Origin of the sequence: Psychrobacillus lasiicapitis (assembly GCF_006861795.1) — a bacterium.
GTDB lineage: Bacteria > Bacillota > Bacilli > Bacillales_A > Planococcaceae > Psychrobacillus > Psychrobacillus lasiicapitis.
In genome coordinates this window covers 128,001-140,318 of the sequence record NZ_VDGH01000004.1, presented here as the reverse complement: position 1 = coordinate 140,318, position 12,318 = coordinate 128,001, and the positions used below count along the sequence as shown (strand labels likewise).

The 12,318-nt window shown below is 37.3% G+C and carries 18 protein-coding genes; 3 read left to right on the top strand and 15 right to left on the bottom strand.

Features of this window, described 5'->3' with window-relative positions; genetic code table 11:
• The 13 genes from FG382_RS07980 to FG382_RS07920 all read right to left on the bottom strand — a co-directional run bounded on the left by FG382_RS07980 (position 1) and on the right by FG382_RS07920 (position 9,072).
• Complete coding sequence (locus FG382_RS07980; protein ID WP_142538370.1) at positions 1-357, bottom strand: hypothetical protein; 357 nt, start codon at positions 355-357, stop codon at positions 1-3.
• A complete protein-coding gene (locus FG382_RS07975) occupies positions 357-1,025 on the bottom strand; it encodes a DUF4355 domain-containing protein (protein ID WP_211356375.1) in 669 nt (222 codons plus the stop codon). The genes FG382_RS07980 and FG382_RS07975 overlap by 1 nt, the downstream gene beginning before the upstream one ends.
• Positions 1,026-1,149: 124 nt before the next feature.
• Complete coding sequence (locus tag FG382_RS07970; protein ID WP_142538369.1) at positions 1,150-1,353, bottom strand: hypothetical protein; 204 nt, start codon at positions 1,351-1,353, stop codon at positions 1,150-1,152.
• Positions 1,354-1,392: 39 nt separating this feature from the next.
• Positions 1,393-1,683: an ImmA/IrrE family metallo-endopeptidase gene (locus FG382_RS07965; RefSeq protein WP_142538368.1), complete on the bottom strand. Its 291-nt coding sequence runs from the start codon at positions 1,681-1,683 to the stop codon at positions 1,393-1,395.
• A gap of 264 nt (positions 1,684-1,947) precedes the next feature.
• Entirely contained in the window at positions 1,948-2,991 is a 1,044-nt protein-coding gene (locus tag FG382_RS07960; RefSeq protein WP_142538367.1) for a minor capsid protein, read from the bottom strand.
• Positions 2,975-4,360: a phage portal protein gene (locus FG382_RS07955; protein ID WP_142538366.1), complete on the bottom strand. Its 1,386-nt coding sequence runs from the start codon at positions 4,358-4,360 to the stop codon at positions 2,975-2,977. The genes FG382_RS07960 and FG382_RS07955 overlap by 17 nt, the downstream gene beginning before the upstream one ends.
• 4 nt (positions 4,361-4,364) lie before the next feature.
• Positions 4,365-5,711 (bottom strand): PBSX family phage terminase large subunit, encoded by a 1,347-nt coding sequence (locus FG382_RS07950; RefSeq protein WP_142538365.1) that lies wholly within the window; start codon positions 5,709-5,711, stop codon positions 4,365-4,367.
• Positions 5,683-6,549 (bottom strand): terminase small subunit, encoded by an 867-nt coding sequence (locus FG382_RS07945; RefSeq protein ID WP_142538364.1) that lies wholly within the window; start codon positions 6,547-6,549, stop codon positions 5,683-5,685. Before FG382_RS07945 ends, FG382_RS07950 begins: the two co-directional genes overlap by 29 nt.
• A gap of 101 nt (positions 6,550-6,650) precedes the next feature.
• Positions 6,651-7,253, bottom strand: coding sequence for a hypothetical protein (locus tag FG382_RS07940; RefSeq protein ID WP_142538363.1), 603 nt, complete (start codon positions 7,251-7,253; stop codon positions 6,651-6,653).
• A 163-nt stretch (positions 7,254-7,416) separates the two neighbouring features.
• Complete coding sequence (locus FG382_RS07935) at positions 7,417-7,836, bottom strand: RNA polymerase sigma factor sigma-70 region 4 domain-containing protein (protein ID WP_142538362.1); 420 nt, start codon at positions 7,834-7,836, stop codon at positions 7,417-7,419.
• A gap of 235 nt (positions 7,837-8,071) precedes the next feature.
• Entirely contained in the window at positions 8,072-8,563 is a 492-nt protein-coding gene (gene ssb, locus FG382_RS07930) for a single-stranded DNA-binding protein (protein WP_142538361.1), read from the bottom strand.
• Positions 8,556-8,876: a hypothetical protein gene (locus tag FG382_RS07925; protein WP_142538360.1), complete on the bottom strand. Its 321-nt coding sequence runs from the start codon at positions 8,874-8,876 to the stop codon at positions 8,556-8,558. Before FG382_RS07925 ends, ssb begins: the two co-directional genes overlap by 8 nt.
• 4 nt (positions 8,877-8,880) lie before the next feature.
• Complete coding sequence (locus FG382_RS07920) at positions 8,881-9,072, bottom strand: hypothetical protein (RefSeq protein ID WP_142538359.1); 192 nt, start codon at positions 9,070-9,072, stop codon at positions 8,881-8,883.
• A gap of 200 nt (positions 9,073-9,272) precedes the next feature.
• Here FG382_RS07920 and FG382_RS22575 point away from each other — a divergent pair, with 200 nt between their 5' ends.
• From FG382_RS22575 to FG382_RS07915, 3 genes are all read left to right on the top strand, one after another.
• Positions 9,273-9,446: a hypothetical protein gene (locus FG382_RS22575; protein ID WP_170206472.1), complete on the top strand. Its 174-nt coding sequence runs from the start codon at positions 9,273-9,275 to the stop codon at positions 9,444-9,446.
• 484 nt (positions 9,447-9,930) lie between these two features.
• Entirely contained in the window at positions 9,931-10,092 is a 162-nt protein-coding gene (locus tag FG382_RS22570) for a hypothetical protein (RefSeq protein WP_170206471.1), read from the top strand.
• A 351-nt stretch (positions 10,093-10,443) separates the two neighbouring features.
• Positions 10,444-10,989 (top strand): collagen-like protein, encoded by a 546-nt coding sequence (locus tag FG382_RS07915; RefSeq protein ID WP_142538358.1) that lies wholly within the window; start codon positions 10,444-10,446, stop codon positions 10,987-10,989.
• A gap of 134 nt (positions 10,990-11,123) precedes the next feature.
• Here the strand turns inward: FG382_RS07915 and FG382_RS07910 are convergent, their stop codons facing one another.
• Together FG382_RS07910 and FG382_RS07905 are read right to left on the bottom strand one after the other, a co-directional pair.
• The gene (locus FG382_RS07910; protein ID WP_142538357.1) at positions 11,124-11,555 is read right to left on the bottom strand and encodes a DUF1064 domain-containing protein; all 432 of its coding nucleotides are present in this window, start codon (positions 11,553-11,555) and stop codon (positions 11,124-11,126) included.
• 44 nt (positions 11,556-11,599) lie between these two features.
• Positions 11,600-12,310: a hypothetical protein gene (locus tag FG382_RS07905; RefSeq protein ID WP_142538356.1), complete on the bottom strand. Its 711-nt coding sequence runs from the start codon at positions 12,308-12,310 to the stop codon at positions 11,600-11,602.
• Between the last annotated feature and the right edge of the window lie 8 nt (positions 12,311-12,318).

Below are 12,318 nucleotides of genomic sequence, written 5' to 3'. Positions count from 1 at the left end.
TTAGTAGTAACGGTAACGTCCTGCAGCTGCTGTTTTAAATGCTGCGGTAACACCAGTAAGTTTGCTTTCCACCACAAGAGCCTCAGCCCATGCACCAACAATGACATTTACAGTTGTTGCATCTCCTGTGCTTACATCATGGTTCGTTAGATAAGGTGTTCCTGTATCAGCATCTGCCCAAGGTTTAGCAAGACCATTCTCTTGAATGCTGACTGCAGTACCTGCTTTAATAATTGTGTTTACGGGAAACTTGGAGCCATCTAGTGTGATGCCCCCTACTTTTTCAATGGAACCTTTTACTGTGTATAAAATTTCAACTTGTGATCCGTACTCTTTTACTCGTGGATTTAAGTTCATTACTTTCCACTTCCTTTCTGATTTCTTTGTTCTGCAAATGATTTACCGGCATCGTAACCTTTTGGTTGTTGACTACCTCCGCCGCCACCTGGAGGAGTACCTTTCAGACGTTCATTCACTCCGGTTTCTACAGCTTCACGGAACGCCTTTTCAACTGCATCAAGACTTGTATTTGTCGTTTCAGCGTCTGTGTATACCAGAATGTCTGCCAATATTTTGGGTAAGCTTTTATCCGCTAATGTTTCCAAAGCAGTAGCTCGAAGTTCTCTACGAGTAATGCCTTCCTCGCGTTTTGCGAGTTCATCCTCACGCTTTTGGGCTTCGTATTCAGCTTTTTGATCAGCATTCATTTTGGCTAGCTTCTCAGCTTCCGTTTTAGCGGCTTCTAATTTAGTTTGATAATCTTTCTCCCATTTCGCTTGAGCCTTGCCAAGACGTTCACCAAGGATTCGATCGAGTTCCGCTTGTTGTTCCGCTGTAAACTCCACTTTGGCAGGTGGGTCACTTGGTGGATCAGCTGGCGGGTCAACAGGGTCTGTTGGTGGACCTGCTGGGTCTGAGAAGTATTGAATGTTCAAACGTAATGGAAGAACAGGTTTTGAAGCTGTTGTTGCTTTAGAAACGAATATCATTTTAATGAATGAGATTAATAGCGTAATAAAATTCATATTTACCTCCACCGTTTAACGCCCGTCGGCTATTTTCCATGCACCTTTTATAGCGTCGTAAGCACGTTTTGGACAAACAAAAAGCTACTTAACGCAGTAGCAAAACGAGATAGTTTGGATCACCTTATCCTTTCCTGCGAGGGCGCATGAATGTATGTGTAAACCAATGTGTGTTTCTTACAGCTCTTTTAGGTAAATCAGGTAAGATAGGTTCACTTGATATGAACTGCTCTGGGTTAATAAGCGTTACTTTTTGTGCTTTCTTTTTAAACGTCAAACAGAAAAGGACAAGTAATCCAACGAGTATCAATTGAACTAGAACCAACATTTCTCACCTACTTTCAAGGCATAATAAAAAGCCGTATCTCTACGACTTTCCAAAATATAATTTATTTTGTTTTAATACTTGATAAAGCACAATTCCTAAACGATTGACCAAATCTTCATCCTGTTCTTCTATGCCAGCTTCATAAAATATGGCATGTAATAATTCATGTACAAAAACCTGCTCTTTTCTGTCCTGAGCAATACTACTATCAAGTTTGATTATTCCCTTTGTATATAATATCTGTCCTAGAAGGTCGACATCTCTTTCAAGGTGATCTACTTCTTCTATCTCGTATTCAATCCCCGCAACATCAACTGTATTTGGAATCATTCGACCACCCACTTTCAGACATAATAAAAAGCCACTTGGTTAAGTGACTTCAATGAATATCGTATACATATTACGAGCGTTTTATTGTTCGCTTACATTAAGTAAGTTATTGCTATATCTACGTATATAAGCTAATGAATACTCTATACATTTCGTGAAATTTAGCTACCTTCTAAACCGTTGATAACACTGAATTTGTAAAATGATTTAGTTTACATAATTTTTTATTATACAAAGCTAGAATGTATATGGTATACATTCAATTTAAGCCGCTTGAACATACTTTTCATACCATTGAGGATAAGCCATACTCGCTGGAACTAACTCATTCTTACCTGTAATCGGATTCCTTGCTCTACGTTGAATATTTTTGAGAGTATCAGGACCAAAATAAGCACGTGTGGTTGAACGACAAAAAGAATGCATCGGAGGCATATTGACACCTGGCTTTGCATCTTTTGTTTTATACACTTTCTTATCTTGCTGTTGGCACTGTTTAGAGGTTTTTAAATCCAGTGTAGCAATGAACATGTATTCGTCGATTTCAGCTTCTAAGTAGCTTTCCATTTCGGCAGCATTGGCCATATAGGTTGTTTCAGTACGAATAAGCCGATTGGCTACATGCTTACCTACATTCATTCGTTCCGATAATTCATTGGTCATTTTTTGAATTCCTACGCCACCCATGAAACCTGCAGTAATCACTTTCGTTATTTGTTCTGCCAACTGTTCTGTATTAGCCCAAACACGCTGAGAAAATTGCTTGCCACTCCAAGGGTTCTTTAAGATCATTTGTATCACTTGGTTAGGCAAAGTTGCGAAATCGAATCCGACTCTTAAGCCCCTATGCACATCGAACATTGTCCGATAATAAGCGTTGTTTATCGTTCGCATATAACCTTTATTACTTGCGCTTATTTCGACGTCAGCAATAATTTTGGATTGTAGGTAGGCTTGTTCTTTTAAAGCTTCTAATCGAGTGATTCTAGCACGATAAGCAGGTGCATTCATTCTGTTAAGTAACCATCGACGAATTTTCTCGTCTTTTATCTTTGGATATGCTTTCTTCGCTAGCTTAAGCATGGGATTGGGAATACGTTGGTTAAGTACTTTTTTCGCTTGTTCAGGACTTAATTGTCCATTCTTGCCGAACGTGTTGAATATCTTATCTATCTCAACTTGAATATCCTTCTGTCCTTTATCGTAAGCATTTGTTACAGTTCGGACAGTGGTATCAACATCACGGTGATACTCAGCCATACGTTCCATTGCTCGTTTATCCCAATACTTATTATTCCTCTTCTTCATCGCCCGTCACATCCTCCGGTGAATCCATTGGATAACCGAACTCTTTCTGAGTGCGTTCCAGATCTTCCTTGAGTTGTTTTTTAAGCTTCTTAATTTCTTCTGTTGCATCTTCAACAAATGGAAGAAGGGAAAGGAGTGTTTCGTTACTAACAAGTCCGATAAGCGATACAAGTTCTTGAATAGTCAAATCATTTTCCGGTAGATTTCGAATCATGGTGATAATCGTATCGGATACATCCACCGCTTTTGCTTTTACCTTCAGTATGTTGGCAAATAGCTTCAAACGCTCACGTAATCCTTGGATATAATAGCGCTCCTTAATGACAGCTAATTGCTCCATTCCAAACAACTTATATTTCATGGCCACTCCACTAGCATTAGCTGCAAAGTTTTCATCGGTCATGGCTGGAACCATCGAAAATTCATGGATATCCGACTTAATTGCATCTTTCAACACTTCTACTTCTGTTTCATTAAGTTGTTTTACTAACCATTCCGCATCCGCATTATCAGGCAACTCAAGAATCTTATGCTTTTTTAGCATTCTAGCAGTAGCTGATTGCTCTTCCTCAGTGTCTCCAAAAGAAACTCCGACAACTTTAAGAAGTGCATCTACTAATTGCTCTTTATCATTAACACGGTCAGATTGTAGAAGGTTATACGCATCTATCAAACTGATTTGTTGTTCAAAATCACCTTGTTGTTCTTCGTTATTCCAAAACTCTACAACGGGGACGTCACCGAAATAATGTTGCTTTATATCGACCATATCAAACTCATTTAAATTCTTCCCTTGATAGGAAACGACTAAATCCTTTGTGTAGACGTTAATTTTCCATCCAACAGGTTTGTTTTCAATGTCTTTCTTTTCGTAGTAATGCACGCCAAATAATGATTTGTACTCGACTGTATCGTCTACTACAAGAAATATTTGTCGTGGATCTATTACTGTAGCTTTAGGTATCGGTTCATCATCGCTAGACATAAAATAAAGCTCTAAACCTATACCGAAAATAGATAAGTCTTTCGATAACTCGGAATCATGGGAAACAATATCAATTACCTCATAGGCATCCTTTATCGCTTCTATTTGCTTACCTTCATACTTGATAGGCTTACCGAACACGTATCCAGTAGCAATGTCGGTAATGTACTTTGCATGGTTAGCAACCAATTTATTGTTGGGCAACCCCTTATCCTCTCCGCCAAGTTCACGCTCTAGAATTTTTGTATGTTTGCCCTTGTAGTAATCTTCGAGTTTATTTAATCGTTCTAGTCCTGCTTGATGATCTTTAATACAGTTCGCAATCAGAACAACGGGAATGTCATTTATATCCTCGATTAAATCCCTGTCTCGAATAATAGCCATTTCATCACCTCAATCCTAATTTCGCTTTGTTGCCGATCTTCGCTTTTAATTGACCAAACAGAACCGTATTAACAAAATATCTATCAGAGTCCATATGGTGGTCATTAGTTTTTTTCGGTTTTTCTTCACCGCGTTTCGCTGCCTTCTCGTCCCAAATGTAAGATGCAAATTCCCGGAACGTCTCTATACAGCAATCGTTATATTTAATCAGATTATTCTTCAATGAACTTGCTACTTTACGGATCCCGTTGACGACATCATTTTTAGCGTCGATCACGTTAAACCCATCTTTTTTCAGTTGCGCTTTAAAAGAAGCTGCTGACGGGTCAACAATGACTTTTGCTTTAATACCGTTCAAGAATTCTTTCAAGTCAGAGCTATACTCACTATCTGTCTTCTGTGTGCCATCACGACCACTATGGTGTTTTTCCTTGACCTTATACCAAACTCCATCACAAAAACCCCACAGTCCAAAGACGGTAGGGTTCTGAGTGCCATAGTCTACGGACACATAATATTTAGAATAGGGACGGTCGATTGTTGGTCTAACATGCTCGTCACGGTTGAATAAATCATAAATAACGCCTTCTGCTAGTACCCACAGCCCTAAAATATAGCGCTGATAGAATATTCCTGTATATAAACGGCTATAACGCTCTTTCACTTCCAAAGATAAAGAAAGATTGTCCTCCATCGTAAAATGCAACTGGAACAACTTCTTTTCTTTCATTTTGTCGATAAACTCAACCTTGAACCAATGATATGGTCCTTCCGGGTTGCAGTTGAACCATAGTTTAGAACCTTCTACCGAACAACGGGCCGTCGCTTGATTGACAAAGGATTGAGGCATCAATGCAACTTCATCAAAAAACATCCCAGCAAGCGTAATCCCTTGAATGAGGTCTTGTGAACTTTCATCCTTCCCTCCAAACACATAAAAGTAATTGGTGACTCCTTTATATGTAATGGAGATCATGTTATCTGAACGATGGTCCTTTACGATATAACCCCGTGATTTAAGCATGCGTTTCAAAGGAGTGACTACGTTTCTTCGAAATGAGCCAATCGTTTTACCGGCCATCCCTAAGTTAACATCTTTAAAAGTGTCCATTGCCCACATAACGTATGAAAGGGACATAACAACTGTTTTACCGGCACGTACGGATCCATCACAAATGATACCGTCCATATCCTTCATTGGAGAACCATCACGCCACCAGGTTAATACTTGCTTCTGTTTCTTAGAAAACGTCTTAAATTTGAATGGTGCTGGCTTCTTTTTGTACTCACTCTTTTCGGTAAAAAACGAAAGATAACGAGTCTTAGGATTCTTCGGTGTTAGTGTCGACATCGCCCCACACCTCCGAAGTTGTAGCGTTTAATGCATCATTGAAACCATCATCTTCAAACTCTTCTAGCTCATTTGCTCCAAATGCTTTATGATGAGCAATTTTAAGTTTTTCTTCTTCAAGTTGACGTTTGAAGTGATCTGGAATTAAATCGGTGTACTTGGCCAACACTTCCATTGCCTTCATCTTGTCCGCCAACTTCACTGTAATACCATCTCGACCTTGTTTAACTTCTGTAAGTAATGTTCCGTCTATTTCGCGAGAATCATTCAAGTGAATATAATTATATGCGTGTGTTTTTACATTTCCATTAGCGTCTATTTCAGGGAAACCATCTTCGCTATAGATTATTTCTTCCTCTCTACCAAACTTCAGAAAATCTGTAATGTCAGCCAGAGCAATATCAATGTATTTTTGAAGCACCATGCTTGCATCTATCATTAAGCCGTCTGCCACTTCTTTTTTCATCCGGTTAATTTCTGGAATAATCTTAGGGTTTCTTAGATGTCTATGTCCCTCGACCATCGCTGTTGTATAAGCGCAATCATAAGCCTTCTGATATGCCTTTGTAGCATTGAAATACTTAATGTAATAAATACAAAAAAGCCTCTGCTTATCGGTCAATTCATCCGATAGGATAACAGGCTCTATCACTTCTTTTTTTGTATGCACACTTTTTGTTTTTGTGTGCACACTTTTTCGGGTTGCATCCTTTGACCATTTGTGTCTAGTTTTCCAAGACTTCACGGTGTTAATGGATACATCGTATTTTTCAGCAATGTCCTTATACTTCATGCCTGCCATATAATCTTTTTCTGCGTTGATATAGTTTTCAGCCATCTTACATCACCTGCCACCTCCAATATTTGAGTGTTTTGCAATCACCCGATAATACTATTTGCTTTTACGACTAAAAAAAGACTGCGCGTGTTGTGCAGACTCTAATTTATATATTTATTTAAATCTCTTTGGTATTTACTCTTGAATTTTATTAGATGTTTGGCGATAGAATCTATCAAATCTACTGTAGATAGTTGTACTTCAAGATAATCAGGGGAAGGATAGAAGACCTTATTACCTGTCTCATCCTTTCCTATACATTCATCATGTTTTGGAATTAAATAATTTGTTATTTTACTTTCAATTGAAACGATATTAGAAAATATCAATGAATCAATTTCGGAGGCTTCATCTAATAAATAATCAATTTCTTTTTTTATAAATTTCACATCTCTTACTTCATATTTCATTAAATAGTTACTTAAATTTTTTAGCCTGTTATTTAAACGATGTATTTTTCGTATTTTTATTGGATACTGGTCAACCTTTTCTGATTTAGTATAGTAATCTAGGGTTAGTTTAACACCAATTAAAGTTAATCCCCCTGATATTACGCCACCTACAACAGTCCCTATTAATCCTATCGCCTCTAAAAATATATCTTTATCGTCTGTAAATGCTAAGTCTATTAATTTTAACCAAATAAATAGAACAACAAATATACCTATTAGAATGATAAATCCCGTTTTTACATACTCTTTCAAAACATTCCCCTCCCAACTCATTATATTATGGAAGGTTATGTTAGTCACTAAAATTTGACAAAAAGACCCCTACTTCACGCAGGAGCCTTATATAAATATATGAAGTTTGTATATTACCTACACCACCACAAGCGTGCACGTGGTCTCTTTGTTTCAATTATAATTAAGTTATTGGATTTTGCAAATTAATTGTTACCTCATTGTTACTTTTTGAAGCAACTCTACGAATGTAGCTGTAATTCATTTTTAATTCTTTTGCAATTTCCTTGTAAGTTTTGTTCTCTAAGTATTTCATTCGAGCGACCTGGTACTGCAATCCTTCAAGCCGATTGATTTTATCCTCAGTTTCCTTCTTTATATCCAAATAAAAATCCAACATTTTCTGCAAACGATGCTTCTTGTCATGCAAATCCTGTATGTTCCCAATGGATGCAATTACCCCAAAATCATCAGCACCTGTACCGGTAAATGGCAATTCTCCCCTACCAAACCAGTACTTTAAATCAATTTCCACTTGCAACAGCTGGGTTTCTATAATATCAATCTTTCTGCAAAGATCTACGTAGTTTTTTATGATTTCCACTCACTTCACCCCTATTGTTTCTGATTTACATAAACAAAACATATCCAACAGCTATTCCATATGCGATAGTGTGTAGAACCGCCCAAAACGCATCCGTTTTAACAAACTGTGTTTGAGTCTTATTCGGTTTAGTAATCGATATTGTGTCGTAGTATGAGATCAAAAGTAAAATTACAATTATTATCTTTAAGGCCATTATTGGTTCCTTTCCAACTTAACTGAGTCATTTCAATCATCAAAATGGCAAATCATCATCCAGTACTTCAACTGGACCCGAACTATTAACAAAAGGATCTTCATCCACTCTAGTGTAGTTTGGTTGTGTTTGTGGTTGTTGATACTCCGAACTTCTCCTCTGATGTTCTAGAGTTTGTCCTGTAGTGCTATTGTTTGGCGAAGCCTGTCCATTCCTTGGTTCAAGGTATTGAACGCTATCCGCAACAACGTCAGTTGTATAAACACGCTTGCCATCCTGCCCCTCGTAACTGCCTGTTTGAATACGTCCTTCAACACCTGCTAAACTTCCTTTTCTTAAATAGTTAGCTGCATTCTCCGCCTGTTTTCTCCACACAAGACAATTGATGAAGTCAGCTTCTTTTTCGCCTTGTTGATTCGTAAATGTACGATTCACAGCAAGTATGAACCTTGCCATTGCTACACCTGAAGGAGTGTACCTTAATTCCGGATCCTTCGTGAGCCTTCCAACTAACACGACACGGTTAATCATCTAATGCCTCCTTGCTCTTCGCCCAGCCAATATACAACTTGGACTTATAAAATTTTCTGTTGAGTAGAATGTTTGTATATTCATCTTTTATGATTTTTACTTCACAACCATCTAATAGGGTTTCCAAGCTTTCAAGAAACAAAGAGTCTTTAAGAATGTGAGCATCATCTCTACCTTCCAAACTAAATGTACTCCCTGTATATCCTTTGCTTGCTGATTCTCGAAGTGTAGGTTCAACTTTCTCCGCAATTTCTAAAGCGTGCGCAATTATTGCGTTTTTGTGTTCTTTTTGTAATTCATCTACAAAACTCATTCTTTCACTTCGCTTTCTTCTTCAAATTTTGATTACTTCTCATATGTGAAGGATGCTGAACGACATACTGTTGATCGTTAAATCGAATGAGCGTAGCAACCCCCTTCTTTTCTCTTAAAATTTCTACAATGTTAGGACGAATTAATCTTAAAAACTGAATTTCCTGTTCCTCTGTAAACTTTGAAGTAATAATCATTTCCCTACTCCTTTAATGAGGATCGTTTACACCGTATTTTTTCTAATTTCTAGTTCAAAAGAATAAATATTACTCCTAATAATAGGACATATGTTTACAAATACATTTCATTTCATCTAAATCTGTATCCAATATTTAGACAATATGTGACAATAAACTTACAAGAACTAATTATTGATGTCTCAACAAGGAGTTGTGCCATGTTCGTAATTACACGAAATATAAACGGAACAACAGAGGTTTTAAAGTCATCAAACAGCCAAGTGGATAAAACTTTTTTAGATAAAGAGGCAGCATTAAAATTTGCCAAAATGTTAAACCAAAATATTATTCCATCGATGCATTGGAGTGTTTCCCCAATGATTAATAAATAGTAGAGCAAGTGGGATTATTTCCTACTTGCATTTTTTTCTCTATCACATAACTACACCTAATCTACGAACTGTGAAGTATAAATCTAAATTCATTTGCTAATAATGCATACACAGAACCGAAAGCAGTTCTTAGGAAGCTCTGTTGATTTTTGCCGATCTAGGTTCTGTTGTTTTTAATTCAAACGAGGTGACCTATTGAATATAATTCATATTCTTCTAATATTCGCCGCTATTGCTCTTCCATACAGTACCTTTATTTATTTTATTTTTATAAAGGAATACCGTAAGAAGAAATCTTGAACTCCAGTCGGTGCAAATAATCTCAACTGTGTATTGTGCTACCACATGGATCGGACTTTCGTTAGTGTCTGATATGTTTTATATTCTCTAAGGGAGATGTCCTTTATTTTTAAAAACTATATCAATTCACTTTACTTTAGTTCATACTGTGAAAAACAGAACTAAACAGAAGGAGATAGCACCGATGAAGTTGGTTGCTCAAGAATTTTACCGTTTAGTAGAAGACTATAACAAATGTCCCCATGTGCATATAAAAGAACAAATTCTTATTGATATTGAATTATTGAAAGACGCATTATTACTGACGAATATTGATTTGGAATTAAAGCCTCTAGATAACAAATAATCTTGACCTTCATAAAGAAGGTCTTTTTTTGATGTTTAAAGGCTTCATATAACTACTGGTCTAACTGTTCATTAATAAGACAATTCAATTTGTACAATAGTGACTTTTTCCCAGTCTATTTCCTCGACATGCCGTTTTGCTCTCTATGCAACTAATTTTTGCACAATATGTGTCTTCTGCACCGTTTCTACGAACTGTGCAGTAACCATTATATTAATCATGGAAACCCAGTTACCAATTTCCTGAAAAACAGAACATAATTAATGAAGTTTAAATTATAAATTAATTGTAGCCAATCGCCCTTTACTCCATTTTATAAATGAATACAATACTTAAAATGGAGGTGGAAAAATGGATAACTGTAGTAACTGCAATAAATGTACCTGCATATGTGGAAAACAAATGGGACCATTCACTGCTGTTGAACTCTGTGGAATTCCTGGTGCTATTCCAGTAAGACCCCCACTAAGCTGTAACGGATTATGTGAATACGGATATATATATAATCTAAGTGCTCAGGTTGTAGCTTTAGAGGCTGATATTATTTTCGATTCAACAGGTATAGTTACACCTGGAATTACGCACGTTCCTGGAACCTCTCAAATTTTTGTTACCACACCAGGAATCTACGAAGTTTCTTTCATCGTATCAGGTGTCGAACCTAACCAATTCACACTATTTTTAAATGGTGCACCTGTTACCCAATCAGTTTATGGTTCAGGAGCTGGAACTCAACAAAACAATGGTCAAGTAATAATTTCTATAGCATCCGGCGATTTTCTTACACTTAGGAATCATACTTCTGCCGCAGGAGTTACACTGCAAACTTTAGCAGGAGGCACACAAATAAACGTAAATGCTTCTATTCTACTTAAGATGTTAAGTCCAATTGTCTAGAGATATAAAGACTCTCTTTGTTTAAATTTGCCCAAATATAGATTTGTAGTTAGGAGTGATTAACCTTTTGCGCAGGAATTACTCCTTTTTTTCTTTTAATATTTATGCACGCTTCCTTTGCTCAGCTTTTGTGTTTACTGTGACGGTAGATTTTTTGCCTTCTTCCGTTCCTTTCTAGCCTTTTTCAATTTATCTGTTTCAATCCATCCACCATCGATTTGGCTGAACGCAAGAACGGAGAGTTTGTGAGGAAATTTCTTTTCAAAGAGCTTGCGCTTTATTGCAAAATCGGTTGTTTCAAAACCTTTAACGTCTATTGTTTCAATGGATCCGTCTAAATGATGAACCTCGAAGTCAGCAACATATTCGATTTTTCTGTGCAGCTTGTCGTTTTTCTTGAAGCTAGCTTGCAATTCATATCGAGGTTGCAATCGAAAGAACAATATCTTTTCTTGTGCCTGCTGTAACTTCAATAATTCGTAATATTTGGCTTCTGCCTTCGAGTCAAATACGTGCCCATCGAGCTCGATTTTTTTACTGTTATATTTAGTCTTTGTCTCCGCCATGTTGCCACTCCCTTATAATGAAAGGGGCACGAGGCCCCTCACAATTAGTCGATGATATATACTTTTTTTGTTTCAATTTCTTCCGCTAAAGCTTCTTCAAGATAAGTTGCAATGTTTGCCATCGCATTAAGTTCCCACGCCCCACCGTCAGCTTCGAATAATCCGACACGACCACCTTCTTTAAGTCGTAGAACGAATTCAGACTCTGGCTGTGATACCTCTGCAAACGTACGGAATGGTTTTAAAGTCACTGGGTTCGGGACGTTTACATTCCCTACAGTAGCCACGCCTGTTTTTGCTGTTACTCGTTGCGTTACGCCATCATCTTGTGTTTGTACGGAATTTTCTTCGATAATAGCGCTAACTACTTTGAGCACCTGTTCTTTATCCGGATTAGCAACAAAGCAAGCCTGCAGCATGATTTGGAATTTCTCGCGATCAACAAATTGTTCAAATGTAATGCTCGGAAGAAGTGCCCCAGCTTTAACATAAGTACGACGATCGTTCACGTCATTCAAAGCATCAAACACATTGACTTTCGTTGGTGACTCTACGTGAATCATCACTGGACGTTCATGATCAAAATTCGATTTCACATAATCAACAAGTCCCGATAAGCTACGGACATTAATTGAATTAACGTCATGCTCAACATTCAAACGATTAAGGCTGCGTGTTGAATAAGTGTTACCTCCTGTTTCAACAAGCTCCGGGCGTACTAAATCTAATACATACTGAGTGAATTCTTTTAACATAATAATTT

Coding starts and splice junctions, on each gene's coding strand:
- ssb (WP_142538361.1), bottom strand. CDS start 8,563: ATGATTAACCGTGTCGTGTTAGTTGGAAGGCTCACGAAGGATCCGGAA.
- FG382_RS07970 (WP_142538369.1), bottom strand. CDS start 1,353: ATGTTGGTTCTAGTTCAATTGATACTCGTTGGATTACTTGTCCTTTTC.
- FG382_RS07980 (WP_142538370.1), bottom strand. CDS start 357: ATGAACTTAAATCCACGAGTAAAAGAGTACGGATCACAAGTTGAAATT.
- FG382_RS07920 (WP_142538359.1), bottom strand. CDS start 9,072: ATGATTATTACTTCAAAGTTTACAGAGGAACAGGAAATTCAGTTTTTA.
- FG382_RS07960 (WP_142538367.1), bottom strand. CDS start 2,991: ATGAAGAAGAGGAATAATAAGTATTGGGATAAACGAGCAATGGAACGT.
- FG382_RS07945 (WP_142538364.1), bottom strand. CDS start 6,549: ATGGCTGAAAACTATATCAACGCAGAAAAAGATTATATGGCAGGCATG.
- FG382_RS22570 (WP_170206471.1), top strand. CDS start 9,931: ATGAAGTTGGTTGCTCAAGAATTTTACCGTTTAGTAGAAGACTATAAC.
- FG382_RS07975 (WP_211356375.1), bottom strand. CDS start 1,025: ATGAATTTTATTACGCTATTAATCTCATTCATTAAAATGATATTCGTT.
- FG382_RS22575 (WP_170206472.1), top strand. CDS start 9,273: ATGTTCGTAATTACACGAAATATAAACGGAACAACAGAGGTTTTAAAG.
- FG382_RS07950 (WP_142538365.1), bottom strand. CDS start 5,711: ATGTCGACACTAACACCGAAGAATCCTAAGACTCGTTATCTTTCGTTT.
- FG382_RS07955 (WP_142538366.1), bottom strand. CDS start 4,360: ATGGCTATTATTCGAGACAGGGATTTAATCGAGGATATAAATGACATT.
- FG382_RS07915 (WP_142538358.1), top strand. CDS start 10,444: ATGGATAACTGTAGTAACTGCAATAAATGTACCTGCATATGTGGAAAA.
- FG382_RS07910 (WP_142538357.1), bottom strand. CDS start 11,555: ATGGCGGAGACAAAGACTAAATATAACAGTAAAAAAATCGAGCTCGAT.
- FG382_RS07905 (WP_142538356.1), bottom strand. CDS start 12,310: ATGTTAAAAGAATTCACTCAGTATGTATTAGATTTAGTACGCCCGGAG.
- FG382_RS07925 (WP_142538360.1), bottom strand. CDS start 8,876: ATGAGTTTTGTAGATGAATTACAAAAAGAACACAAAAACGCAATAATT.
- FG382_RS07965 (WP_142538368.1), bottom strand. CDS start 1,683: ATGATTCCAAATACAGTTGATGTTGCGGGGATTGAATACGAGATAGAA.